The sequence below is a fragment of the Collinsella aerofaciens genome, assembly GCF_015560135.1.
GTDB classification, from domain to species: Bacteria; Actinomycetota; Coriobacteriia; order Coriobacteriales; family Coriobacteriaceae; genus Collinsella; species Collinsella aerofaciens_AN.
Genome location: NZ_JADMRH010000013.1, coordinates 18,970 through 41,695, shown reverse-complemented (window position 1 = coordinate 41,695; position 22,726 = coordinate 18,970). Strand labels below are relative to the sequence as shown.

At 60.6% G+C, this 22,726-nt stretch carries 24 protein-coding genes; 4 read left to right on the top strand and 20 right to left on the bottom strand.

What is annotated here, in order from left to right; all coding sequences use genetic code 11:
• Positions 1 to 7: 7 nt before the first annotated feature.
• The 9 genes from I2H19_RS06690 to I2H19_RS06650 all read right to left on the bottom strand — a co-directional run bounded on the left by I2H19_RS06690 (position 8) and on the right by I2H19_RS06650 (position 6,980).
• Positions 8 to 202: an ATP synthase subunit c family protein gene (locus I2H19_RS06690; RefSeq protein WP_022094262.1), complete on the bottom strand. Its 195-nt coding sequence runs from the start codon at positions 200 to 202 to the stop codon at positions 8 to 10.
• Between the two features lie 124 nt (positions 203 to 326).
• Positions 327 to 1,130 (bottom strand): F0F1 ATP synthase subunit A, encoded by an 804-nt coding sequence (gene atpB / locus I2H19_RS06685; RefSeq protein WP_022094263.1) that lies wholly within the window; start codon positions 1,128 to 1,130, stop codon positions 327 to 329.
• Positions 1,131 to 1,133: 3 nt separating this feature from the next.
• A complete protein-coding gene (locus I2H19_RS06680) occupies positions 1,134 to 1,445 on the bottom strand; it encodes a hypothetical protein (RefSeq protein ID WP_195622103.1) in 312 nt (103 codons plus the stop codon).
• Positions 1,446 to 1,727: 282 nt separating this feature from the next.
• Positions 1,728 to 2,375 (bottom strand): uracil phosphoribosyltransferase, encoded by a 648-nt coding sequence (gene upp / locus I2H19_RS06675; protein WP_040359658.1) that lies wholly within the window; start codon positions 2,373 to 2,375, stop codon positions 1,728 to 1,730.
• Positions 2,376 to 2,498: 123 nt separating this feature from the next.
• The gene (gene glpK, locus I2H19_RS06670) at positions 2,499 to 4,040 is read right to left on the bottom strand and encodes a glycerol kinase GlpK (protein ID WP_195622102.1); all 1,542 of its coding nucleotides are present in this window, start codon (positions 4,038 to 4,040) and stop codon (positions 2,499 to 2,501) included.
• A 13-nt stretch (positions 4,041 to 4,053) separates the two neighbouring features.
• Positions 4,054 to 4,797, bottom strand: a complete 744-nt coding sequence (locus tag I2H19_RS06665) for an L-threonylcarbamoyladenylate synthase (protein ID WP_195622101.1) — start codon at positions 4,795 to 4,797, stop codon at positions 4,054 to 4,056.
• 148 nt (positions 4,798 to 4,945) lie between these two features.
• Positions 4,946 to 5,248 carry a helix-turn-helix domain-containing protein gene (locus tag I2H19_RS06660; RefSeq protein WP_006235701.1) on the bottom strand — a complete coding sequence of 101 codons (303 nt, stop codon included), beginning with the start codon at positions 5,246 to 5,248 and terminating at the stop codon, positions 4,946 to 4,948.
• The gene (locus I2H19_RS06655; RefSeq protein ID WP_022094268.1) at positions 5,235 to 5,630 is read right to left on the bottom strand and encodes a type II toxin-antitoxin system RelE/ParE family toxin; all 396 of its coding nucleotides are present in this window, start codon (positions 5,628 to 5,630) and stop codon (positions 5,235 to 5,237) included. Before I2H19_RS06655 ends, I2H19_RS06660 begins: the two co-directional genes overlap by 14 nt.
• Positions 5,631 to 5,705: 75 nt before the next feature.
• Complete coding sequence (locus I2H19_RS06650) at positions 5,706 to 6,980, bottom strand: N5-glutamine methyltransferase family protein (RefSeq protein WP_195622100.1); 1,275 nt, start codon at positions 6,978 to 6,980, stop codon at positions 5,706 to 5,708.
• Positions 6,981 to 7,016: 36 nt separating this feature from the next.
• On the opposite strand from I2H19_RS06650, the gene I2H19_RS06645 reads away from it, so the two are divergent.
• The gene (locus tag I2H19_RS06645; protein WP_195622118.1) at positions 7,017 to 7,280 is read left to right on the top strand and encodes a hypothetical protein; all 264 of its coding nucleotides are present in this window, start codon (positions 7,017 to 7,019) and stop codon (positions 7,278 to 7,280) included.
• A 290-nt stretch (positions 7,281 to 7,570) separates the two neighbouring features.
• On the opposite strand, the gene prfA is transcribed toward I2H19_RS06645, so the two are convergent.
• The 9 genes from prfA to I2H19_RS06600 all read right to left on the bottom strand — a co-directional run bounded on the left by prfA (position 7,571) and on the right by I2H19_RS06600 (position 17,751).
• Positions 7,571 to 8,638, bottom strand: coding sequence for a peptide chain release factor 1 (gene prfA / locus I2H19_RS06640; protein WP_055252487.1), 1,068 nt, complete (start codon positions 8,636 to 8,638; stop codon positions 7,571 to 7,573).
• 248 nt (positions 8,639 to 8,886) lie between these two features.
• On the bottom strand, positions 8,887 to 10,302 hold the full coding sequence (locus tag I2H19_RS06635; RefSeq protein WP_195622099.1) for a M20/M25/M40 family metallo-hydrolase: 1,416 nt from the start codon (positions 10,300 to 10,302) through the stop codon (positions 8,887 to 8,889).
• A gap of 72 nt (positions 10,303 to 10,374) precedes the next feature.
• Positions 10,375 to 11,160 carry an amino acid ABC transporter ATP-binding protein gene (locus I2H19_RS06630; RefSeq protein WP_195622098.1) on the bottom strand — a complete coding sequence of 262 codons (786 nt, stop codon included), beginning with the start codon at positions 11,158 to 11,160 and terminating at the stop codon, positions 10,375 to 10,377.
• Between the two features lie 22 nt (positions 11,161 to 11,182).
• Positions 11,183 to 12,331: an amino acid ABC transporter permease gene (locus I2H19_RS06625; RefSeq protein WP_195622097.1), complete on the bottom strand. Its 1,149-nt coding sequence runs from the start codon at positions 12,329 to 12,331 to the stop codon at positions 11,183 to 11,185.
• A 9-nt stretch (positions 12,332 to 12,340) separates the two neighbouring features.
• Entirely contained in the window at positions 12,341 to 13,267 is a 927-nt protein-coding gene (locus I2H19_RS06620) for a transporter substrate-binding domain-containing protein (protein WP_195622096.1), read from the bottom strand.
• A 293-nt stretch (positions 13,268 to 13,560) separates the two neighbouring features.
• Positions 13,561 to 14,454, bottom strand: coding sequence for an aldose 1-epimerase family protein (locus I2H19_RS06615; RefSeq protein ID WP_195622095.1), 894 nt, complete (start codon positions 14,452 to 14,454; stop codon positions 13,561 to 13,563).
• A 78-nt stretch (positions 14,455 to 14,532) separates the two neighbouring features.
• Positions 14,533 to 15,408 carry a hypothetical protein gene (locus I2H19_RS06610; RefSeq protein ID WP_195622093.1) on the bottom strand — a complete coding sequence of 292 codons (876 nt, stop codon included), beginning with the start codon at positions 15,406 to 15,408 and terminating at the stop codon, positions 14,533 to 14,535.
• Between the two features lie 105 nt (positions 15,409 to 15,513).
• Positions 15,514 to 16,617 carry a hypothetical protein gene (locus I2H19_RS06605; protein ID WP_229089821.1) on the bottom strand — a complete coding sequence of 368 codons (1,104 nt, stop codon included), beginning with the start codon at positions 16,615 to 16,617 and terminating at the stop codon, positions 15,514 to 15,516.
• Between the two features lie 186 nt (positions 16,618 to 16,803).
• Positions 16,804 to 17,751: an isopentenyl-diphosphate Delta-isomerase gene (locus tag I2H19_RS06600; protein ID WP_195622091.1), complete on the bottom strand. Its 948-nt coding sequence runs from the start codon at positions 17,749 to 17,751 to the stop codon at positions 16,804 to 16,806.
• A 161-nt stretch (positions 17,752 to 17,912) separates the two neighbouring features.
• Here I2H19_RS06600 and I2H19_RS06595 point away from each other — a divergent pair, with 161 nt between their 5' ends.
• From I2H19_RS06595 to I2H19_RS06585, 3 genes are all read left to right on the top strand, one after another.
• Positions 17,913 to 19,163: an MFS transporter gene (locus I2H19_RS06595; protein ID WP_229025635.1), complete on the top strand. Its 1,251-nt coding sequence runs from the start codon at positions 17,913 to 17,915 to the stop codon at positions 19,161 to 19,163.
• A 194-nt stretch (positions 19,164 to 19,357) separates the two neighbouring features.
• The gene (locus I2H19_RS06590) at positions 19,358 to 20,728 is read left to right on the top strand and encodes an ATP-binding protein (RefSeq protein ID WP_195622090.1); all 1,371 of its coding nucleotides are present in this window, start codon (positions 19,358 to 19,360) and stop codon (positions 20,726 to 20,728) included.
• 33 nt (positions 20,729 to 20,761) lie between these two features.
• Positions 20,762 to 21,208, top strand: a complete 447-nt coding sequence (locus I2H19_RS06585; protein WP_195622089.1) for a low molecular weight protein-tyrosine-phosphatase — start codon at positions 20,762 to 20,764, stop codon at positions 21,206 to 21,208.
• A gap of 170 nt (positions 21,209 to 21,378) precedes the next feature.
• Here the strand turns inward: I2H19_RS06585 and I2H19_RS06580 are convergent, their stop codons facing one another.
• Together I2H19_RS06580 and I2H19_RS06575 are read right to left on the bottom strand one after the other, a co-directional pair.
• Positions 21,379 to 21,708, bottom strand: coding sequence for a TIGR04076 family protein (locus tag I2H19_RS06580; protein WP_229089820.1), 330 nt, complete (start codon positions 21,706 to 21,708; stop codon positions 21,379 to 21,381).
• Positions 21,701 to 22,525: a PfkB family carbohydrate kinase gene (locus I2H19_RS06575; RefSeq protein WP_195622088.1), complete on the bottom strand. Its 825-nt coding sequence runs from the start codon at positions 22,523 to 22,525 to the stop codon at positions 21,701 to 21,703. The genes I2H19_RS06580 and I2H19_RS06575 overlap by 8 nt, the downstream gene beginning before the upstream one ends.
• Positions 22,526 to 22,726 lie beyond the last annotated feature (201 nt).

Below are 22,726 nucleotides of genomic sequence, written 5' to 3'. Positions count from 1 at the left end.
CTCCGTGCTATTTAACGATCAGCGCGACAACGAAGCCGATCAGAGCCAGAGCCTCGCCGAAGGCGGAGCCCATGATGAAGACGGTGAACACGCGGCCCTGGACCTCAGGCTGACGGGCCATAGCACCCGTAGCACCCAGAGCAGACAGGCCGATAGCAAGACCAGCGCCGATAACACCGAGACCGTAACCGATAACTCCCACGATTCCTCCTTTGTCGTGCGTGTCTTATTTCACGCAGGATAACCTTTTTATAACTGCCGGGCTCCATGGGTACGGGCACCGGCGGTTTAACGAATTGCCTTACCTTTAAGGCACGAACGGAAGACTACTCCTCCTCCGCGACCTCCTCTGCCTCGGAGACATACACGGCGGTAAGGACCGTGAAGACGTAAGCCTGGATGGCGCCGACCACAAGCTCGATCGCATAGATCAGGATGAGGATGGCAAGCCAGGCCAGCGAAGGCAGGGCGCCGACGGCGTGAGCCGCGGAAACCTGCTGAAGCAGCGGCTGCATGAACATGCTCGCCATGATGGCAAACGAGCCCATGACCACGTGTCCTGCGAACATGTTGCAGAACAGACGGACGGCGAGCGTGATGAGGCGCAGGAAGGTCGAGAAAAGCTCGACGACCCACACGAGCACGTTCATCGGGAAGCTCACGCCCTGCGGGGCGAGGCTCTTGATGTAGCCAATCACGCCGTGAGCCTTGCATCCGTAGTAGATGAAGTACACGAAGGCGAAGATAGCGAGCGCGGCGGTGGAGCCGATTGCGCCGGTGCCGGGCTTCATTCCCGGGATCAGGCCGATCATGTTGTTGATCAGGATGAACAGGAAAAGCGAGCACAGGAACGGGAAGTGCTTCTTCCAGTTCTCACCCACGACGCCCTTGCCGATATCGTTCTCGACGTACTCGATGATGTACTCGAAACCGTTGACGAAGAAGCCCTTGGGAACCAGGGTCTGCTTCTTCTTGAACACGGCCAGGACGATCAGGAGCACGATCGTGGAGACGATCAGCCAAAACGAGTACTGCGTGATGCCGCAGCTCAGATCGCCCACGACAGGGGTGGAGCTGAACTCGCTGACCAGATGATTAATCTCATCAGGCAGCTTTTCAAAAATTTCCACGACTTACCTTTCGACCTCATGAGGATCTCGCAGCACCTTGGCGACACGAACCGTGCAGGCGGCCATAAAGGCCACGAAGCCGATCGCCTCGCCCAGGAGGAACATGCGAAATGCCTCTCCGAACAACACAAACACAACCAAGGTAAAGACGAGCAGGGCGATCGCCGAGACCGCCAGACTCACCATACCCTTGAGCATGTCCGCATTCTGCTTATCGTCAAGAACCGGCTTGAGCGTAAAGACAAAGGGAAGAAAGGCGACCGCGCCCGCGATGGCGCCTGCAACGATAGCGAGCAGATCGGCTATCTGAAACATTGGCGTCCTCACTTTCCTTTTTTAACGCCTCACAGAACAGTTCCCGCCAAACATTGGTGACTATTGTACGAGCCAATCGCTAAAGTACAACCGAAAAAGCATCGGTTAATACGCACCTGTTCGTTTTCTTAAGACCTTCTTTATGCCGCAGGTACGGTAATACGTTTTTCTCGAACCCTGCGGGGCAAAACGTCCGTTAACAGGAGTGCGCGCGGTCGCCTTTTGTTCGTCCGCGCGCACCGTTTCTTCGTATTTGCAGCCGCGGCCGTCTTAGCCCAGCGACTAGAGCGTGCCGTAGATGCGATCGCCGGCGTCGCCCAGGCCGGGAACGATGTAGGCAGCCTCGTTGAGATGGTCATCGATAGCGCAGGTATAGATATGCACATCTGGGTCCTTCTCGGTCAGCGACTTGAGGCCCTCGGGGGCAGCGACGATGCACAGCATGCGGATGTCCTTGACACCGCGCTCGCGCAGGTAGCTGATGGCCATCTCGGCCGAACCGCCCGTGGCGAGCATGGGGTCGACAACCAGGCAGATGCGCTGGTCGATATCCTTGGGCATCTTGCAGTAATACTCATGCGGCTCATGGGTAACCTCGTCGCGTTCCATACCGATGTGGCCTACGCGAGCGGAGGGCACCAGGTCGAGAATGCCGTCGACCATGCCAAGGCCCGCACGCAGAATGGGCACGATGGCGAGTTTCTTGCCGGCGAGCTGTTTGAACGTGGCGGTAGTGATGGGGGTCTCGACCTCGACGTCTTCCATAGGCAGGTCGCGCATGGCCTCGTAGCCGTCAAAAAGCGCGAGTTCGCGCACGAGCTGGCGGAACTGGTTGGTGCCGGTGTTTTTGTCGCGCAGGATCGACAGCTTGTGCTGGACGAGCGGATGATCGACAAGCGTCACACGGGACGCATCGTAGGTGACGGTCATGGGTTGATTGCCCCTTTCGTTGCGGCCGCAAAACGGCCTTGCTGACAAGGCGCGCAGCAATGTTGCCGCCGCACGCCATGCATAAGTTTAGCGGTTTGTTGTATCGAGCAGCCCATCGCAGCCCTACTGTGCGGTACTGAGCGAGCGCTTGACTGCATCACGCCAGCCCGCAAGGTTTTGCTCGCGACGCTCGGCGGACATATGGGGAAGGAAGGTCCTAACGATCTGGGCATTTTGCTCCAGCTCCTCCAGGTCTTCCCAATAGCCGACGGCAAGACCCGCCAAGTACGCGGCACCGATTGCCGTGGTCTCCACCGTCTCGCATTGCAGCACGGGGATATCCAGCAGGTCGGCCTGGAATTGCATGATGAACTCGTTGCGCGAGGCGCCGCCATCGACGGACAGGCGCTCAATCGAAAGTCCCACGTCCTGCTCCATGGCGCGCAGCACGTCATAACTCTGGTAGGCCATGGACTCGCAGGCCGCACGCACAATGGTCGCGCGACTCGAGGCACCGGTCAGACCGCACACGATACCGCGGGCATGCGGGTCCCACCAGGGAGCGCCCAAACCCGCAAAGGCGGGAACGAAGTAGCAGCCCTCGTTGTCGCTAATCGAAGCGGCGAGTTGTGCCGACTCGCTCACGCTCGAGATGATGCCCATGTTGTTGCGAAGCCAGTTCATCGTTGAGCCGGCGGCAAAAATAGAGCCCTCGAGCGCATAGCTGACTTTGCCGTCCGCAGCGATACCGATGGTGGAGACCAGGCCATTCTTGGATTCGACGATCTCGTCGCCGGTGTTCATGAGCATAAAGCAGCCCGTGCCATAGGTGTTTTTGGTCTGGCCGGGATAGAAGCAGCAGTGACCGAACAGCGATGCCTGCTGGTCGCCCGCCACACCCATGATGGGCGGCATGTTGGTCATGATGTCGCTCGCGACGCGGCCGTAGTCGCCCGAGCTCCAGCGAACCTCGGGCATCATGGAACGTGGAACGTCAAAGAGCGCCAGCAGGTCGTCGTCCCAATCGAGCGTATGGATATTAAAGAGTGCCGTGCGGCTGGCATTGGTGTAGTCGGTGGCAAAGACCTGGCCGCCGGTGAGGTTGTAGATGAGCCAGGTGTCGATGGTGCCAAACATGAGGTCGCCCGCCACCGCGCTCTCGCGTGCGCCGTCGACGTTGTCGAGAATCCACTGCACCTTAGAGGCCGAGAAATACGGGTCAAGCGTAAGTCCCGTGCGGGAGCGCACCAGCTCCTCGCAACCCTGTTCAACCAACGCGTCGATCGCCGGCGCGGTACGACGGCACTGCCATACGATGGCGTTATAGATGGGCTGGCCGCTCACGCGGTCCCAGACCACCGTGGTCTCGCGCTGGTTGGAGATGCCGATGGCGGCGATGCGATCGGAATGGATGCCGCTCTTAAACTGGACCTCCATCATGACGGCAATCTGGCTGGCAAGGACCGTCATGGGGTCTTGCTCTACCCAACCGGGACGCGGAAAACTCGTTTTGACGCTACGACGTGCCTGCGCGACGATGCAGCCGTACTCGTCGACGATGGTCGCAAGTACCGAGGTGGTGCCGCAGTCGAGCGCCATGATGTAGGAACCGCCAAAGTTAAACGAGGCATCTTCCATGCCCAGGCTGCCCAGATTCAACGACATCGCTTACACCTTTCTATTGCATCGGGTCGGACAGGACCCGTTCGATCTCTGATGCGGGAAGTGCGCCTTGGCGCAGGATCTGGAGTCCGCCGTGCTGGAACGACACGATGGTCGAGGCGTCGCGACACGGGGTCTCGCCGGCGTCGACGGCAACATCGACCCCCTCCAGGATGCGCTCCTCCACCGTGACAAAACTTGCCGGCGCGGGCGCGCCATGCGTGTTGGCGCTGGTGCAGGCAAGAGGGCTGCCGCAGGCGCGGATGAGCGCTTGCACCACGGGCGAGGCCGAAGCGCGAAGTGCCACCGTGTCGTCGGCGGCGCGCATAAAGGTCGGCACGCAGGGGGCCGCCTTGACCACGATAGTCAGGGCGCCCGGCCAGCATCGTCGGGCAAGCACGCGGGCCTCTTCCGGGATATCCACGCCATAGCGGTCGAGTGCTTCGACGCCATCGACCAGCCAAGCGACGGTTTGCGTGAGTTCACGTTGCTTGAGAGTGAAGATACGGCGGTAGCCGGTACCGAGCGCAGGGACCGCGGCGCCGTTAACGGCAGCCTGCGGATCGCGCGGCCACGATGGGAATTCGCCTGTATCTTGGGGCACGGCGTCCGAGAAGGCGTTGACTGCCACGGCGACACCGTAGACCGTCTCGGTCGGGATCAACGCCAGGCCGCCACAGCCGAGCACCTCGGCCGTACGCTCGACGGCGAGCCGATGCGGCTCGCGCGCTCCCTCGTATACCCGGTAGACCGTCTGCATGTGTATGCCAGCCCCTTACGCTCTGGTGCAAGTTTGTTTACTGTGGGGCATTCTCGCACGAAACGTTCAACCTATTTGCCCAGAGCGCATGTTGGTTTGGTGAGCGGCTCTAGTAGTCGGTGAAAGTGAGGGGGTTAATTGAAGATTTTTAGCGCGCAAGCGTAACGGTACGATCGGGAAACTCGATGCTTGCAACCAGTTTTCCGCCGAGGCTCTCTGCGTACCTGCTCAGCGTGTCGAGCCTCATCGAACCCAACTCCCCACGCTCGAGCTCGGATACACGTTTTTGAGAAACGCCCATCGACTGGGCGACCGACGCCTGTGTTAGATCTTTTAACCTGCGAATCTGAGCAAGCTTATAGGCTTCGATACGATCGCGAGTCCTCTCCTGCTCGGCGGTAATGGAGTCGCGTGTTATCCCGCGAGATTCCATATACTCATGCAGTTCCATCTCGATCGAGCCTCCTTACGTGGCGACGGTATATTTGCTCGGCCCTTGGAATGTTGATCGCATACCAACCGTTCCATTTTGCCCTTGACGATCCCGCTCGCGACTTATCACCCGCCAATAGCAATACCGCCTGGCGCTTGGGGTCAAAGGCGAAGAGGATGCGAATCACCTGCCCACCACACGACGTCACTCTCAGCTCCTTTAAATGATGAAGCTTCGAGCCCTTTACGCGGTCAACCAGCGGACGACCAAGGCTGGGACCTTCCTTCTCGAGCACCAAAAGGTCTGCATAAATCTGCTTCAGCGTAGCTTCATCCTGCTCATCAAGCCAAGGTTCAATGTAATCAAGCACGATACGGTACCGATGCAGCTGATTTGACATACCTTTCTCCTTCTATAGTAGAAGTTTTACGGTATATTGCAAGGACAAACTTGCGCAAATGTCTATTTATTCAGCTTAAATACGCTGTTTGGGCTCGGTGACGATGGCTCGAACGATGCGGGGACGATCGGTGAGGTCGTGGACGATACGCACGTCCGAAAGGCCTGCTTGACGACAGAGCTCAGCCGCGGCGTCGAGCGCGCCCTCGTAGAGCTCGCAGGCAAACAGGCCGCCGGCACGCAGCATGTAGGGCGCCGCGTTGAGCAGGCGGCGGAAGATATCGAGACCGTCGGCACCGCCCTCGAGCGCCAGATCGGGCTCAAAGTCCTTGACCTCATGCGGCAGCGAGCGCATGACATCGGTGGGGATGTAGGGCGGGTTGGAGACGAGTACGTCAAAGGTGCCCCACTCTTCGCGGGGAATGGAGCTCACCAGGTTTGTGAGGCTGAAGGCGACCTCGTCGGACGTGAGGCCAAGCGCATCGCGGTTTTTGGTAGCAAGGTCGATGGCGCGCGGCTCGATATCGGTAGCAGTGCAGGTAACGTGCCCGCGGCGCTCCCAGGCAAGGGAGAGCGAAATGCAGCCCGTGCCGCAGCCGACCTCGAGAACGCGGGCAGTGCGGGGCTCGGCTGGGGCAGATACGTTGGCCTCGGCGGCATCTTGCGCGGGAGTCGCCTGTTGGTCGTTGTCCTCAATGGCGATGCCGTATTCGTCGAGCTCGGGCTCGGGGGTTTCCATGGCCTCTGCTTCTGCCGCTTCGGCTTCTGCTGCCTGCGCGGCGGCTTCCTCGGCCTCGCGGTCGGCCAGTTCCTCGGCATAGGCGCGGCTACCGAGCACGTCGCTACCCAGCGCAGCCTCATCGGCGGCCGTCAGGTTGGCGGCACGGCGCTCGGCGGCCGCGCGTTCGTCAGCCAGCGCCGCTTCGGCTTTGCGGGCCTGCTCGACCTCATCGTTCCAAGGCAGCTCAACACGCTGACGGGCAGCAGCCTCGGGGCTCAGCACCTCGGCATCCAGATAATTGAGGGCTTCCTCGACGAGCATCTCGGTTTCGGGGCGCGGAATGAGCACACCGGGGGCGCACGCGACGTCGATCATGCGAAACTGCGTGCTGCCCGTGATGTATTGCAGCGGCTCGCCCTTAGCGCGGCGGACAACGGCCGCATGCATGGTCTCGAGCTGGGCCGCGCTAAGCGTCTCGTCCATACGCATATATAGGTCAATGCGCGCCAGGCCCGTGGCGGCGCACAGCAGCCACTCGGCAGAAAGACGGGGGTGCTCCTCGCCGCGCTCGGCCAGGTACTCCTTGGTCCACTCGAGACAACGTTTGATGGTCCAAATCTCGTTTGCCATGGGGTCCTCCCCTCTTAAGCGCCGGACGGCGCGCGAATGTCGGAGCAGATTGTACGCGAGGCCAGCGCTTGGCAAGGGACGATTGAAGGCGATTATCGAGAATCAGCCCAGAATTTTGCACCGGGCTCGCTCAAAGTGTTCATTCGCCGACGTCTAGATTTGCATTCGTCAAGCTTTTGGCAAGGTTGCCCCAAAACTGACCAATATCTAACCAAGAACTTGCCAAATCACTTGACGCGCGACGCATCAAAAATCACCTCGCGACTTCTTGGACGATTTTTTGAGCAATATTTTCAATAGCAGATACACGACGTTAATTGCTTTAAGCAGGCAAACAGCTCAAATGCCATCACAGCCGACTGAATAAAATCTCAAGGCAACGTCCCCAATGACTCCCTACGGATCATTTGACGACCAAGGAAACGCCGATGTTTTGGCAATGTCAGCGAGCGACGTCCAGAGCGAACAAGTTGGCATGAAAAAGGCAGGGCATAGACCTTCTGGTCATGCCTTGCCTTTTGAATGACAAATTGTCGCTCTGGGCGGCGCGCAGCGTCGAGCAGTTACGGCGTTTGGTAAAACGCCGTAACTTAAACTGCTTGTGCCAGCTTCTCGGCTCGCTCGGCGGCGGCAAGTGCCTCGATGACGGTGCCGAGCTGATCGCCCAGAAGGACGCCGTTGTAGGTGGAGTTGAAGCCGATACGGTGATCGGTCACGCGGTCCTGGGGCTGGTTATAGGTACGGATCTTCTCGGAACGGTTGCCGTGGCCGATCTGGCTCTGGCGCTCGGCACCGAGCTCTGCCTGCTGCTTCTCGAGCTCCATCTCGTACAGACGAGCGCGCAGCATCTGCATGCAGACTTCGCGGTTCTGAATCTGGGAGCGCTGTTCCTGCGACTGCACCACGGTGTTGGTGGGCAGGTGGGTGATGCGCACGGCAGAATAAGTGGTGTTAACGCACTGACCGCCAGGGCCGGAGGCGCAGTAGGTGTCAATGCGCAGGTCGGACTGGTTGATCTGGACGTCGATCTCCTCGGCCTCGGGAAGCACGGCGACAGTTGCCGTGGAGGTCTGGATACGGCCCTGGGACTCGGTCTTGGGAACGCGCTGGACGCGGTGCACGCCGGACTCGAACTTCATGACGGAGTAGACGCGGTCGCCCTCGACCTTGAACTCAATGGACTTAAAGCCGCCGGCCTCGCTGGGGCTGGAATCGAGCACGGTAGTCTTCCAGCCACGCGACTCGCAAAAGCGCTGGTACATCTTGTAGAGGTCGCCGGCAAAGATGGCCGCCTCGTCGCCACCGGCGGCGGAGCGAATCTCGACGATGGTGTTCTTGTCGTCGTTGGGGTCGCTCGGGATGAGCATGTACTTGATGTCTTCCTCGAGCTGGGGGAGCTTGGCCTCGTTTTCGGAGATGTCCATCTGGAGCATCTCCTTCTCATCGGCATCGGTGGTATCGTGCAGCATTTCCTTGGCAGCCTCGATGTCATCGAGCGCGCCGATGTACTCGCGCGAGGCGGCGATGAGGTCGGACTGGTGCGCGTACTCCTTGTTGAGACGCGTGAACTCCTTGATATCGGAGGCGACGGCCGGGTCGGAGAGCTTCTTCTCGAGCTCCTCGTAGGCCTTGATGATCTTTTCGAGCTTGTCGCGCATGGCGGGACTCCTTTATATGCGTGAAGGTGAAAATCGGCAGAGTTGATGGGGCGCGGGGCGCCGCTGCGGGGGTAAGCCCGGCTAGAACATGTCGATCTTCAGATACATGCGCATCCCTTCGCGTATGGGGTACATAATTGCGGTCTAACCCATACATGATAGCGTGCGCAGGCAAACCTGCATATAACCCGCACGGAATGAGTGGACGTCCCCAACGGCTAACAAAGGGACTATCGCCTTGTCGCATTCTAGAGCGTTTGGAGTAGAGCGACGAGGAAGCGAATGCCCTGGAGGTAGGCGCGGCGGGTGATGCGCTCGTTGGTGCCGTGGACGCCGCGATCACACTCGTCGTCATCAACCACAAAGGCCGAGAAGCGAATGCACTCAGGGCAAATGTGCTGGTAGTTAGCTGCGTCGGTCGCACCGATCACGGTCGAGGGCACAATTGCCACTGGCTCGCATGATCCGTTTTCCTCCGTCCCCTTTGGATCACGGAAGTAGCGGGCGGCAATGGCGCGAACGGCCTCGAGTCCCGGTCCACCGACACGCGGGGACGGCGAGGGCTCAGAGCTGCCGGGGCCGAGTTCGACCTCCACACGTCCGACAAGGCCCGCCGCGGCAACCGCCTCGCGGCAGCGCGCCACAACGTCGGCCACGCTCGTGCCCTCGAGCATGCGGAAGTTAATGTTGGCCCACATATCCTGCGGCATTACGTTGGCGCCGGTGCTGCCACCCTCGATCTGCGTGGGCGCGCAGGTGGTCGTCACCAGCGGATAGAGCTTCTTGCTGGCGAGGCACTCGCGCACGATGGTGTCCTTGTTGATGGCAATCTCATCCGCCGTGTAGAGCCCCAGCTCGACGAGCTGTGCGGCAAGCAGGCCCGTGACGCGCGTCGGCCACTCGGTATCGCAGATTGCGGTGATGGCACGGCTGAGCACCTCAAGCGACGTGCCGCCGTAGGGGTTGGAGGAATGCCCACCCTCACTCTTCGTCTTGAGCACGATATCGGCGTAGCCCTTCTCGGCAAGGTCAGCGTGCATGAGCCAGTCCTCGCCCGCGCCGTACTCGGCAGCCGGAACGATGCGGTAGTCACCCTCGTCGATCAGGTACTCAAGCTCAATGCCGCGCTCCTCGAGCGCGCGGCCGATGGCGCCTGCGCCGTACTGCGTAGTCTCCTCGTCCTGGCCAAAGGCCAGGAGCAGCGTGCGCTCGTGCTGCCAACCGTGCGCCAGCGCATACTCAACCGCCTCGAGAATGCCTGCGACCTGGTCTTTCATATCGATGGCGCCGCGACCCCAAATGTAGGTGTCGTCTACATGCCCGCTAAAGGGGGCGTGCGTCCAATCGTCCTCGGTGCCCGGCACCACGGGAACCACGTCCATGTGACCCATGAGCATAACGGGTTTGAGTGCGGGGTCGGAGCCGGAAAGCGTCACCAGCAACGAATGGTCGATAAGCTCGACCTCGCCCGCCGCAAATACATGCGGCCAGGCCTGCTGCATATAGGCGCGCAGGTCGTCGAAGGGCAGCCAGTCCACCGCCTCGGCATCCATGCTCGAGATAGTCGGAAACGACAGCACACGGCCCAAGCGCTCGCACGCGCCTGCCTCGTCTATATCGGCAAAATCGTCCTCATGCGCAAAGAAGCGCCAAACCTCGGCCATGACATCCTTTCGATTGTGACGACAAGGGCCGCCCCACCGAAGCGGCCCTGCCACATAAGCGCTTGCGGTCGGTTATTTGTCCTCGAGATAACGCGAGAGGAACTCGCGGGTGCGCTGGTGCTTGGGGTTGCCGAAGAGCTCGGCCGGCGCGGCATCCTCGAGCACCACGCCCTTGTCCATGAAGACCACGCGGTCGGACACCGTGCGGGCAAAGGCCATCTCGTGCGTGACGACGACCATGGTCATGCCGTCGGCGGCGAGCTTGCGCATGACCTCGAGCACCTCGCCCACGATCTCGGGGTCGAGTGCGGAGGTCGGCTCGTCGAACAGCATGATCTGCGGGTTCATGCATAGAGCACGAGCGATGGCCACGCGCTGCTTTTGACCACCGGACAGGCGACCCACGGCGGCGTGCGCGAATTTTTCGAGTCCCACACTCGTCAGATGCTCCAGCGCGACCTTCTCGGCCTCGGCCTTGCTCATCTTTTTGAGCGTGACGGGCGCGAGCGTGCAGTTGTCGAGCACGTCCATGTTGTTGAACAGGTTAAAGCCCTGGAACACCATGCCGATGTCCTCGCGGAGTTTATTGATATTGCAGCGCTCGGCCGTAAGGTCCTGGCCGTGGAACCAGATTTGGCCCGCGTCCGGGGTCTCGAGCAGGTTGAGGCAGCGCAGGAAGGTCGACTTGCCCGAGCCCGAGGCACCGATAATGGTAACGACCTCGCCGGGATTGACGGACAGGTCGATGCCCTTGAGCACCTCGAGCGAGCCGAAGCTCTTACGCAGGCCCTCGACGCGGATGAGCGGCTCATTGGTCTGTGCGGTGGCCGCGGTGCCGGTAGTGGCGGTATCTGCCATGATGATTCTCCTCGTCTTGAGCCTAGTTGGAGCTGGGCAGCGTTGCCGGAGCCTCGGCGCCGAGCTTTTTGCCAAAGGCTTCGAGCAGGCGGCTCGCCACAAGCGTCAGGATCAGGTAGACCACGAGCGCCACGCAGTAGACCTCCATCTGGCGGTAGTACACGCCGGCGACCGTGGTAGTAGCGTACATAAGGTCAAACACGCCGATGACCGAGAGCACCGACGAATCCTTGATGTTGATGATGAGCTCGTTGGTGAGCGCCGGAATCGCATTTTTAATGCCCTGGGGGAACACGACTTTGCGCATAGCCTGCCACTGCGACAGGCCCAGCGAGCGCGCCGCCTCGGCCTGGCCGGGGTCGATGGACTCGATGCCGCCGCGCAGGACCTCCATCATGTAGGCGGTGGAGTTGAGCGAGATGGTGACGAGGCCGGCGGTGAAGGTATTCCAGATCTGGTTGGCCTGGGCGGTCTCGAAGCCCATGCCGCGCAAAACGGTGAAGCCCGCGTAATAGATGAGTAGGCCCTGGACCATCATGGGCGTACCGCGCACGATGGTGGAATAGATGGTCGCAAAGCCGCGGCCGATACTCTTAAAGAAGCGCACCAGGTCGTTGTCCACGCGGTCGAAGGTCTGAATACGCAGGAACACAAAGAGCAGCGCCAGGAAGAATGCGATGACGGTGCCGAAGGTGGCAAGCGCGATGGTGATCTCGATGCCGCGGATGAAGAAGTCGCCGCTCTTGTAGGTCATGTAGACCAGGCTCGACAAAAAGTCGCTGGGGTTGGAATCCGAGACAATGCTCACCTGCACCAGGTCGATAAACGACATGATGCAGCGGTCCACGAAAAAGATCGCTGCGATGGCGACCACAACATAGCTACCCAGGCGCGCGCCGCGGCGGAAACGCTCGGAGGCGAACGGCGACTTTACGCGATAGTCGCTCCAGTGCATGAGCTTGGTGACCAGCGCCGCCGCCGACACGACAATCCAGGCCCAAAGAATCGCCCAAAGGCAATCCTGGAAGATACCGGTGGGGGCCAAGAAGCTCAGCGGCGTGGGGTTGCGCTGGCTAAACGCCAGGCCGAGCGCCGCGATAACGCTCGTGCCCAGATATACATAACGGTGGTCGGCCTTAATAAAGGAGGCCAGGCGATTGACGGTTTTCATGCTGCCTCCCTATGCCGGCTGACGGTCGAGGCACGCGTCCCACATTTGGTCGCGCTCCTCTTGGCTAATGCCCTTGAGTGTCTTGTCGATGAGCTTAAGCAGTTTGTCCGAGCCCTTGCGGCAGCCGACGTTTGCCGCGACCTCCTGCTTAAAGCCCTCGCCTTCGGCAAAATGAATGGGAACGATGCCCGGGTTTTGAGCCATATAGCCCTTCTCGTTCTCGGTGTTGTAGGTCACGGCGTCGCAGGTGCCCTGCAGCAGGTTCGAGAACACCGTGGGGACGGAGTCGACCGGGTTTTTGTGCACAACGCCCGGGATCTCGTCGATGACGGTGTCGAGCATGGTGTCCTTTTGGCCGAGCACCGTGGCACCGCTAAAGTCGCTAAGCTTGGTGGCGTTTTGGTAGGGCGAGCCCTCTTTTACGAATAGGCCAAAGTAGCCAATGAAGTACGGGTCGGAGAAGCCGACCGACTCTTCGCGCTCGGGCGTGGCGCTCATGCCGGCGATGATGAGGTCGATTTGGCCGTTGTTGAGCGAATCGATAAGGCCCGAAAAGCTCTGCTTGACGGCAACGGGCTCGCCACCGAGGGCCTTGCAGACGATCTTGGCGATCTGCACGTCGTAGCCATCGGCATAGGCGCCCTGCACGTTGTCGATGGGGATGGTGTACTCGCTGGCTTCGGAAACCTGCCAGTTGTACGGGGCGTAGGCCGCCTCCATGCCAATGCGGATCTTGTCCTTGCCGATCACGGAATCGGACAGGTCGTCGCGACCGCCGCCCGTCGTGGGCTGAACCACTTCCAGCGTGGAGGGGCGCTGGCAACCGGCAAGTGCGCCGGCGACGACAGAAGCGCTCGCAGCGAGAGCGCTACCCAAAAAGATGCGACGGCTGCATATCGGCTGTGGATGCGCATCGCGTTGATGGGGAGAATGCATAATCTGCCTTCCCTGTTGAATCGTATGCTGACGACTTAACAGGATACCGCTCAGCGCTACCTCCAGCAAATGCATATATAAATGCATATATACAAGTTTACGAACTGAAAACGATTGGTAGTCGTTGGGGACGTTCTTAAACGACTAGTCAAACAAGAACGTCCCCAACGACTAGGCATGAAAAAGGCAAGGCATAGACCTTCTGGTCATGCCCTGCCTTTTGAATGGCAAATTGTCGCCCTGGGCGGCGCGCAGCGTCGACCGGCCCGCCGTTCATTAGAACGGCGGAACCTCTAGAGCAGGGTGACGCTAAAGCTACGTTTATCGGTAGCGCCGGGAGCCAAGGTGATGGTGTTGACCTTGTGCTCAAAGACGTCGTCCTCGGTGTCCATGGTGGTGTGACCGGTCCAGGGCTCGAGCGCCACAAACGGGGCGTCGTTGGCGGCAGACCACACGCCGATGTACCTAAAGCCCTCAAAGTCGATCTTGACGCCGTGGCCCGACTTGCGGCCGCGCAGCGTGAGCGTGGAACCCGGGACATCGGTGAACATGATGGCATCGTTATCGAAGCTGCGGTGCGTGATGGGCAGCACGTCCGAGTTATCGGGAGCCTTGTAGCTGCCCTCGAACGTCATAAGACCGTCGGGCGTGATGATGGGGGCCTCGTTAGTCCAAGCCTCGGTAAACGCCAGCTCGTAATCCTCGAACGCCTCGTCTTCGGCACCGGGGGCGGGCACGTTGAATGCAGGATGACCGCCCACCGAGAACGGCAGGGCCACGTCGCCGGTGTTGGTGACGGCAAAGGTCTGCGTGAGCGTGGCGTCGCCGGTCAGGGCATAGGTCATGTTGAGCTTAAAGTGGAACGGGAACGCCTTGAGCGACTCGGGCGTGTCAGTGATCTCGTACGTTACCGAGGAGCCGTCCTCCGAAACCTCGACCAACTTGTGCTCGACGATGCGAGCGAGTCCGTGGCGCGGCATCTCGCAGGTGCCGGCCGCAGATGTCGCCATGTTGTTGCGCAGCGATCCCACAATGGGGAACAGAATGGGCGCGTGCTTGCCCCAAAAGGCCGGGTCGCCCTGCCACAGATACTCGTTGCCGTTGAGGGCAAGGCTCGTGAGCTGGGCGCCCATGGAATCGATGGCCGCGGTGAGGCCACCGCGCTTGATGGTGGTGACGGTGGACATGCTACTTCCTCCAAAAGTAAACAATAATACCGAGGGCTATTGTCCCACTCTTGGGAGCAGCGCGGGGCGGCGACGCACCTATTGGGCGATCACATAGAGATCAAACCCACCCTGCGGAGTGCTATCGACCGTATCGGGCGCCTGCGAGTTAAAGCTCACGGGAACCATGCGCTTTGAGGCGCGGAAGCGCGTGCCATCGGTGGCGACGGGAGGCTCATCGACGGTGAGCTCATAGTCGCCGGGCTTGAGCTCGATGCCATCGCCGTCGGAGTTGATGTACTGATGTTCGTCGACCGTCTGGCCCTTGAGCGTGCGGCCCACTATATGGATGAGCATCTGGCTGTCGCCGCGCGCGGTATCCCACGTCGCACCGTCTTTGACCTCGACCGACACATGCACCGAGCGCGTACGGCTGAGCGACTGCTCGACGGACATCTCGACCTTGGCGGCGTCTTTTCGCTGCTGCTCAACATGGCCCCAAACGTTGCCGATCGCCGAGCAGGCGATGACACCGGCCATAAAGGCAATGAGGATAGGGCCGAGCGGAGAGCGGCGACCCGCATCTTCCTCGCGAGCCAAGTCGGGACGATGCGTGGGAGCTGGTGCCTGGGCGCCCTGCGCGGGCACGTCGAGGATGCTGAAGGACGCCGTGCTGCCGGGGTCGATGTTATGGCGCGGCTGCGGCGTCTTGGCCGGCGAGATCGACATATCGGCCGGCTCGCTGAGTGTGGCGGTAGCATCGGCCTTCGCTTCGTCGGCCTCGGCCTGGGCCCAGGCCTGCTCGAAGGTCAGAGGCTCGGCGGAGTCAAGGTCGTCTGGCTCGACGCTGTCGGCATCGGTAGCGGTATCGGCCTCTTCGCTCGGCAACGGCTCGCCCCACTCCTCGTCCGGAGCCTCACCCTCGCTATACCACCATTCAAAATCGGGATCAAACCTGTGCTCGCCGACAGCCATATTGCACCTCCACCCTACTCATAATTGGTATATGTATACCCATCACCGCAGGTACGGAGCATAAAAATGCGGAAAAGAAATTGGTCCTTTTCCGCATTATGCAATCTAGCCGATGACAGCAACATGGCCGGCGCACCGCGGCGAGCCCAGCGGCAAGCCGGTATCCGACGGCCAAGAGCACTGGGGCGTATCGACGGCGACCGTGACGGTCTTGCCATCGAGAGCGCTCCACGAGTTTCCGGAATCGGTGGTGTCGAGCAAAAGCAGCGAGGTGTTTCCGTCGCGCAGACTGGAGCCATCACCGCTGAGACACATCACCTGCTGTTCGCCTCCCAAATCGAGCACGACATAGCTGTGGCCGCTCGGGTAATCCGGGTTGGGGTTCGCTACTCCCTGCAGGTCGCACACCCCGGCGTCATCAAGAATGCGCACCGTGCCCGTAAACGTCGCCAAACCGGCAGCCCGTGCGGCATCGGCCGCACCCGAGCCCTTCTCGACAGTGCTCTTCCAGCTTCCGCTTTCAAGATCCTTCAGAGCCGAGTCGTCGGCAACATCTGTCCACGTGATCTCCCTGCCCTCAGAACTCACGACAGAAGAAAGCTTCGAACCGGACGACAGGTCGACGGGCGCGGCAAACGTCTGGGAAAGCTGGTCACCGTCGAGCGTGATACGCACAATAGAGCCCATGCCCGTTCCAGACGAAAGCGTAGAATATAGCAGCCCGTTTCCGGCAGCCGAATACGACAGACTGCCACGGAACCCGCCGGCGCCGGCAACGCCCGCCGCGAGATCCTCCGTCGGCGTGACAAGCGAGCCGCTCTTCGCGTCAAAGGAAAATACCTGCACGGATTCCATACCATTCCACGCGTCATTCGATCCCGATGCGCAGACGAGCAGCTGTGGCAGCTCGTCTGTCGACATGTTTACCAGAGCGTAGGTGTACTCCGCATCGGCAACAAACTGCTCCTCGAGCCCGTCATTACGTCCAAAGTAGCCCTGCGGGTCTTCGAGGACCTCGCGGTATGCCACGGCCGCCAGCTGTGCGGGAGTCTTCTTGACCTGCTCTTTGTGCACCGGTGCGCTACCAGAACTCGACCCCGCAGGCTTTGCAGCCGCGCAGCCGCCCGCGCCGATGGCAAGGGCGCCGGCGAGTGCCGCGGTTGCCGCCACCCTGGACATCTTTTTCCTGTTTGCCTTGTCAACGACCATTGCAAAACTCCCCTCGCACCCATCCATGCGGGGCGCCCCTTAAGCCTCGCAAATAAACACTTGCTTGCCTTATACCCCCAGATGGCACGGGGGGCCGCCGACGCAGACAGGAAAACCGTCCCAACATTCGACGGTTTTTCTCGTTTTTGAGATTTTCATCGAATGTTGGGACGGTTTGGGCAGTGATCACATCGCGAGGGCCGTGCGGATGGTTGGGTCGTTGAGAGCCTCGCGGAGCCAGGGGGCTAGCTGCTCGGGATGACCTTGCAGGTAGCCATCGAGCTCGGAGGGCGCCACGCGGCGTACTTCCGAGATTTCCTCTTGGTTGATATGTAGCTCGCCCGGCTCGACGCGAGCCAGATAGACCTCGCACCATTCGCACTCGCAGCGGCCGTCGCCGTGATCCTCGCGGTACACCACGTGCCCCAGGTGCTTGAGCTCGCCGGGCTCGCGCGTGATGCCAAGCTCTTCGTTGATGCGACGCGCCGTCGCAGCGGCGACGTCCTCCCCCGGGAGCGGATGGCCGGCGCAGCTATCGGCCAGCACCCCACCCCACAGGCGCTTGAGCGGACTGCGGCGGCAGAGCAGCAGACGAGTGTCTTCGCCCTGGCCCTCGACCGGAAGCGTCAGGAATGCTTGGTGCAGAATGCCCTCGCCGGTATGGGCTTTGATGCGATCGACAGGAGTGAGCACCTCGCCGGTCGCGGCATCGACCGCCACGACCTCGGCGCCCGCACCGCCCTCGTCCCAGCCGGCACGCAATATGCGGGCTGCGGTTTCTTCGAGCGCGGCGATGAGCTCCTTGGTGGTGTTGAGCACGCGCTGCAGATCGTCCTTGCTCGCCTGCTCAACATGAAAACCCGTGCTTGCGGTCACCGGCACGCCAAAACGCGTGGCCAGTGCCGCTGCAATGTCGTGCGCCGGGATCTCGTCGCGATGGCACGGAACGGCCAAGATGCTCACGGTCGCCGTGCGTCCGGGCTCGGGTCGCGGAATGGCCTGCGCCGTGGCGCCCAGATGTGCAAACTCGGGCGAGCAGGCGTACACCACCATGCCTCGCGGCGTCACCGTCAACTGAGCCTCGAGCGTAAACTTGCCCTCGCCCACTGCAACCTTTGTCGTGTGCATTCCCATGGGATCTCCTGTCGCCCGCGATGTACCTGAGACCATCTTCGCCTGTATTGCGACTATACAGGCAAGCGCAGAATGTGACAAAGGCGCTGCTTCTTGTCGTATTCTGCTAGAGTTGCAGAGACTGAATCTAGCTCATATAACGCAACATGGGAGCAACTGCCTTGACCACCGCAACCTCGTCCACAACAGCATCAACCGCTGCCGCGCTTTCACCCGCGCGCACCAACCTTTGCCTGGCGCTGCTCGTGTTGTTGGGCTTTTCGCTCGGCTGCTCGGAGTTCGTGGTTATCGGCATCGAGAGCGACCTGGCGACGGAACTCGGCATCTCACTTGCCACCGCAGGCCAGCTCATCAGCGTGTTCGCGCTCGTCTACGCCATCGCGACGCCGGTGCTTGCGCTCAGCACGGGACGCTTCCGCCGCTACCAGCTGCTCGTGTGCTACAGCATTGTCTTTGTGCTCGGCAATCTTGTCATGGCGTTGGCGCCCAACTTCCAAGTGCTGTTTGCCTCGCGCATCATCTTGGGCTCCGTCTCGGGCGCACTGCTCGCCGTAGGCGTGACGTATATCCCCGAGCTGCTGTCTCCGCAGCAGACCTCGCTCGCCATCTCGGTGGTGTACGGCGCTTTCTCCGTGGCGATGGTCTTTGTGACCTCGATCGGCAAGTTTGTGGCCGATACGCTCGACTGGCACGTTGCCATGTACGGTACGCTCGCCTTCGCCGTTCTGATCTGTACTGCGCTCGTGGCGTTTATGCCGCGTGCCGGACAGACCGATGAGCCTGCCACATTCCGCGAGCAGGCGGGGCTTCTGCGCGAGCCGAGCATTATCACCGGCATGCTCATCTTTTTGTTTGGCGTGGGGTCGGTCTACGTGTTTTACGGCTACGTGACGCCCTATCTGGAGCAGGTGTTGGGCATGGGCACCGTCCAGGCAAGCACTACACTCATGGCCTACGGCGTGTTTTGCCTGATCTCGAACATCTTGGGCGGATGGATCGACGCGCGTTTTGGCATGAAGGCGCTGCTCGTGACGTTTACGCTGCAGGCAGCGGCACTGTTTGGACTGTTTGCCGTGGGCGCCGCCATGCCCCTCGCACTCGTTTTTGTCTTTAGTCTGGCGATGCTCATGTATCTGTTCTCGGTCTCGTGCATCACGCACTTTATGGACGTGGCCCGCAGCCGTCACCCCAAATCGATGGTGCTCGCGAGCTCGGTGGAGCCCATGGCGTTTAACGTCGGCATCTCGTTTGGCACCGCGGTGGGCGGCGCCGTGGTAAGCGGAATTGGCATTGCCTACGTGGGCGCCGTTGGCGCCGCGTTCTCGCTCGTGGCCTGGGTACTCACGCTAGTGACGATCAAGCTCGCCCGCTGGGAGCGCAAGCGGGCAGCACAATCTTCGATGCAGGCATAGGGGCAAACATAGCCCAAGGTGGCGAGCGACCGGTGAAACCGTCCCATACAAGTGGTGTTTATCCGCCCGCAAGCTCCAGCAGTGCAATTTCGTGTACTTCAGATACACGCTTTTCCACAATTTCGTGTATTTGAAGTACACGAAATTGTACTAAACTATGTATTTGAAATACACGGAATTGGAAAGGCGGCTCCATGCGCAGATCAATCGAATCCGTCATCGAATCATGGGCGACAGAGGACGCGTCGCGCCCCCTCCTCATCCGTGGTGCGCGACGCGTGGGCAAAACGTACGCTGCCGAGGAAATCGGCAGACGAATCGCCGGCGATGCATTTGTCAAACTCGACTTTCAGACCGATCTTGAGCTGATTGCCCCACTGTTCGACTGCCCCACCGACGACGTAGACACCATCGTGGCACGAATCTCAGACTATAAGCGCACCCCCATTCGCAAGGAAACCGCATTCATCCTGTTTGACGAGGTGCAGCTCTGCGAACGCGCGCTCAACTCGCTTCGCTTTTTCTCGGGTTCGGGCTGGCGCATATGCGCGACCGGCAGCCAGCTCGGCGTCGCCACGCGCAAGCGCAAGTTGCCTTTTCCCAGCGGCGTCCGTCAAGAGACCATGCATCCTATGTCGTTCGAGGAGTTTCTCTGGGCGCTCGGTGAGGAGCAGATGGCGGATGCCATTCGCGCCCACGCCGGCACGCTTGAGACCTACGTCGCGCATCAAGCCACGGTCAGCCTGTTTCATCGATACCAGATCGTGGGCGGCATGCCCGCCGCCGTCAACGCATATCGCAAGACACTATCCATCGAAGACGCGCGCGTCGAGCAGCGCGAAATCGACGAGACCTACACCGCCGATATGACAGACCCCGAAAACGGGATCAGCGGCGTGGCAGCGCGCAAGGTCTGGCGCTCCATTCCATCCCAGCTGCTACGATCCTCAACCAAGAAATTCAAGTACTCCGAGGTCGAACGCGGAGGCCGTCGTGCCAAGCTCATCGAGCCGCTCGACTGGCTCGAGGGCGCCGGCATCATATCGGTCAACAACCTGACCGAAGGCATCGAACCTCCCCTCGTCCCCTTCGACGACGAAGACGGGAGCTTCTTTAAAGTCTATCTTCTCGATACGGGCCTCATGTTCTACAAACTCGGTATCAACCCGCGACTCTGGCTCGACCTCAAAGAGGATTCCGCCATTGCGCTGTCTTCCGACTTTCGAGGTGCCTTGGCGGAGAACTCGGTCATGCAGGCATTTTCGGGCAATGGTTTGCAGACTTATTACTGGATGCCACCGTCGTCTTGGAAGACGAACGGCGAGCTCGATTTTCTACTTCAGACCGACCGTATGGAGATCGTTCCCGTCGAGGTAAAATCCGCACGCAACGTGCGCGCGAGAACCCTCGGGTCGTTTATGGAAAAAGCCCGGTCGCCGTATGCCTACATATTGTCCGAGAACAATTTTGCCCGCAGCGAAACCGATGACGGACGCGAGCTGCGCCACCTCCCCTTGTACGCAGCGGGCTTTATCGGAGCAAACTGTCTCAAGGCCAGTCTGTAAGCCCCGCGCAACCGCCCTGAAAGGAAACCGCTCATGCAACGCATTCTGTTTATTTGCCACGGGAATATCTGTCGCTCGACGATGGCTGAGTCCGTGTTTACCGAGCTGGTGCGCCGTGCTGGGCGCGAGGCGGAATTCGTTATTGATTCCGCCGCGACCTCGACCGAGGAGATTGGCAATCCGCCGCATCATGGCACGGTTGCCAAGCTGCGCGAGGTCGGGATTCCCGTCGTTGCGCACCGTGCGCGCCAGGTGCGTCGCGCGGAGTATGGCGACTGGGACCACATTGTCTATATGGATGCCGAGAACGTGCGCGGCCTGCGTCGCATCTTCGGCGACGATCCCAACGGCAAGATTACGCGCTTGCTCGATTGGACCGATCGCCCCGGCGACGTCGCCGACCCGTGGTACACCGGCAACTTCGACGCCACCTACCGCGACGTGCTCGCCGGCTGCACCGCTATGCTCGAGCAGCTGTAGGCGCTCGGGCGGCGCAGACGCACGAGCCACACCATCGGCATAAAACGAGCGTGGATTTTCTCCCGCTTACAAATTGAGCGTGGATAATCTCCCGCTTTGAGCGCGAAACGGCGCTCTAAACGGGAGAAAATCCACGCTCATTATCTTGGCGGGAGAAAATCCACGCTCGACTACTCGTCAACGATCTCGGCAAGCCAGACGTTCAGCGTATCGACCTCGGGGCAGCAGAACTTTGCCGTACCAGGCTCGTTGCCAGGCACGGTTCCGCCATAGCGCAGGATATCGATATAGGGAAAGCCCACGTGACAGGCCATGGCGCACATCTTGCCGCGGTCTCGATCGAAGTCGAAGACGTCTCCCGGCTTGTGACCATGGTGACAACGGCACGCACCCAGCTGGTCCACGCAGCTCACGCGGATACGCGGACGCTTGCCACGCGACGCGCCGAGCGGCTTGTTTTCGCTCGCGGGCTCGGCGCCGCCCTCGCCGGCGTTACTCATGGTCGATCACATCCAGGCAAGCCTCGATGGGAAGGCCGGCCGATTTGTCCTCTTGGTCGGCATTGCGTTCGATAAGCTCTGCCACCACGCGCATGGCATCGGACGTCGCGCGCTGCAGACTCCAGCCTGCCATAACGCGGCCGACGAGCACCGCCGAGAACGTGTCGCCCGTGCCCGGGAAATAGACCGGAATGAGCTCAAAGGGAATCGTAAAGTACTCCCCCGCCACATGGTCGTAACCGATGACGGCGTTCGTGCCGTCGACCACAGCGCTCGTAATGACCACCGACTTGGCTCCCAGCGCGCGCACAGCGTCCACAAGGGCGCGGGCCTCATCGGGCGTAATTTGCTCGACGATAGGCGTGTCGGTGAGCAAACAGGCCTCGGTGTAGTTGGGAACCGCGTAGTCGGCGCACTCGAGCAGGTGCCTCATGAGACCGATTGTGGACTCGGGCACGCCCGCATAGAGCTTGCCGTTGTCGCCCATGATGGGGTCAACGAACACCTTGGTGCCCTTTTGCGCACGGCGGTGGCAAAAGTCCGAGATGATGCGCGTCTCTTCCTCGGTCACGATAAAGCCGGTCGAGATGGCGTCGAACTCAAAGCCGAGCTCCTCCCAGATAGCGAGGCTTTGGCGCACGTACTCGGTGGTGTCGTGGATGTAGAACTTGGGATAGTTGAGCGTATCGGACACAAGTGCCGTCGGCAGGTTATGGATACGGTAACCCATGTGCGACAGCACCGGCAGCATGGCGGAAAGCGCGACCTTGCCGTATCCGCACATATCGTTGATCAGCAGCAGCTGAGTGTTCTTCATGAGTGTCCCCCTTGGGTCGGGCGCGGCGCAACGGCGCCACAGTGCAACTAAGTGTAGCGCAGGGGACGTTGCGAGCGGAGTCGAGCAGTGCGAAGAGCAGATTGTTGCGGAAAGGTTTCGGAAAATGATCCCTTTTCCTCCGTCCCCAAGTAGTCGTTGGGGACGTTCTTAAACGACTAGTCAAACAAGAACGTCCCCCAA

Excerpts from the sequence above, each read along its gene's own strand:
- I2H19_RS06590 (WP_195622090.1), top strand. The coding sequence starts at position 19,358 with ATGCGCAGATCAATCGAATCCGTCATCGAATCATGGGCGACAGAGGAC.
- prfA (WP_055252487.1), bottom strand. The coding sequence starts at position 8,638 with ATGCGCGACAAGCTCGAAAAGATCATCAAGGCCTACGAGGAGCTCGAG.
- glpK (WP_195622102.1), bottom strand. The coding sequence starts at position 4,040 with ATGTCGTTGAATCTGGGCAGCCTGGGCATGGAAGATGCCTCGTTTAAC.
- I2H19_RS06625 (WP_195622097.1), bottom strand. The coding sequence starts at position 12,331 with ATGAAAACCGTCAATCGCCTGGCCTCCTTTATTAAGGCCGACCACCGT.
- I2H19_RS06585 (WP_195622089.1), top strand. The coding sequence starts at position 20,762 with ATGCAACGCATTCTGTTTATTTGCCACGGGAATATCTGTCGCTCGACG.
- I2H19_RS06665 (WP_195622101.1), bottom strand. The coding sequence starts at position 4,797 with ATGCAGACGGTCTACCGGGTATACGAGGGAGCGCGCGAGCCGCATCGG.
- I2H19_RS06575 (WP_195622088.1), bottom strand. The coding sequence starts at position 22,525 with ATGAAGAACACTCAGCTGCTGCTGATCAACGATATGTGCGGATACGGC.
- upp (WP_040359658.1), bottom strand. The coding sequence starts at position 2,375 with ATGACCGTCACCTACGATGCGTCCCGTGTGACGCTTGTCGATCATCCG.
- I2H19_RS06660 (WP_006235701.1), bottom strand. The coding sequence starts at position 5,248 with ATGGAACTGCATGAGTATATGGAATCTCGCGGGATAACACGCGACTCC.
- I2H19_RS06635 (WP_195622099.1), bottom strand. The coding sequence starts at position 10,302 with ATGGCCGAGGTTTGGCGCTTCTTTGCGCATGAGGACGATTTTGCCGAT.
- I2H19_RS06680 (WP_195622103.1), bottom strand. The coding sequence starts at position 1,445 with ATGTTTCAGATAGCCGATCTGCTCGCTATCGTTGCAGGCGCCATCGCG.
- I2H19_RS06645 (WP_195622118.1), top strand. The coding sequence starts at position 7,017 with ATGTCGGAGCAGATTGTACGCGAGGCCAGCGCTTGGCAAGGGACGATT.
- I2H19_RS06615 (WP_195622095.1), bottom strand. The coding sequence starts at position 14,454 with ATGTCCACCGTCACCACCATCAAGCGCGGTGGCCTCACCGCGGCCATC.
- I2H19_RS06650 (WP_195622100.1), bottom strand. The coding sequence starts at position 6,980 with ATGGCAAACGAGATTTGGACCATCAAACGTTGTCTCGAGTGGACCAAG.
- I2H19_RS06630 (WP_195622098.1), bottom strand. The coding sequence starts at position 11,160 with ATGGCAGATACCGCCACTACCGGCACCGCGGCCACCGCACAGACCAAT.
- I2H19_RS06620 (WP_195622096.1), bottom strand. The coding sequence starts at position 13,267 with ATGCATTCTCCCCATCAACGCGATGCGCATCCACAGCCGATATGCAGC.
- I2H19_RS06655 (WP_022094268.1), bottom strand. The coding sequence starts at position 5,630 with ATGTCAAATCAGCTGCATCGGTACCGTATCGTGCTTGATTACATTGAA.
- I2H19_RS06600 (WP_195622091.1), bottom strand. The coding sequence starts at position 17,751 with ATGGGAATGCACACGACAAAGGTTGCAGTGGGCGAGGGCAAGTTTACG.
- I2H19_RS06610 (WP_195622093.1), bottom strand. The coding sequence starts at position 15,408 with ATGGCTGTCGGCGAGCACAGGTTTGATCCCGATTTTGAATGGTGGTAT.
- I2H19_RS06580 (WP_229089820.1), bottom strand. The coding sequence starts at position 21,708 with ATGAGTAACGCCGGCGAGGGCGGCGCCGAGCCCGCGAGCGAAAACAAG.
- I2H19_RS06605 (WP_229089821.1), bottom strand. The coding sequence starts at position 16,617 with ATGGTCGTTGACAAGGCAAACAGGAAAAAGATGTCCAGGGTGGCGGCA.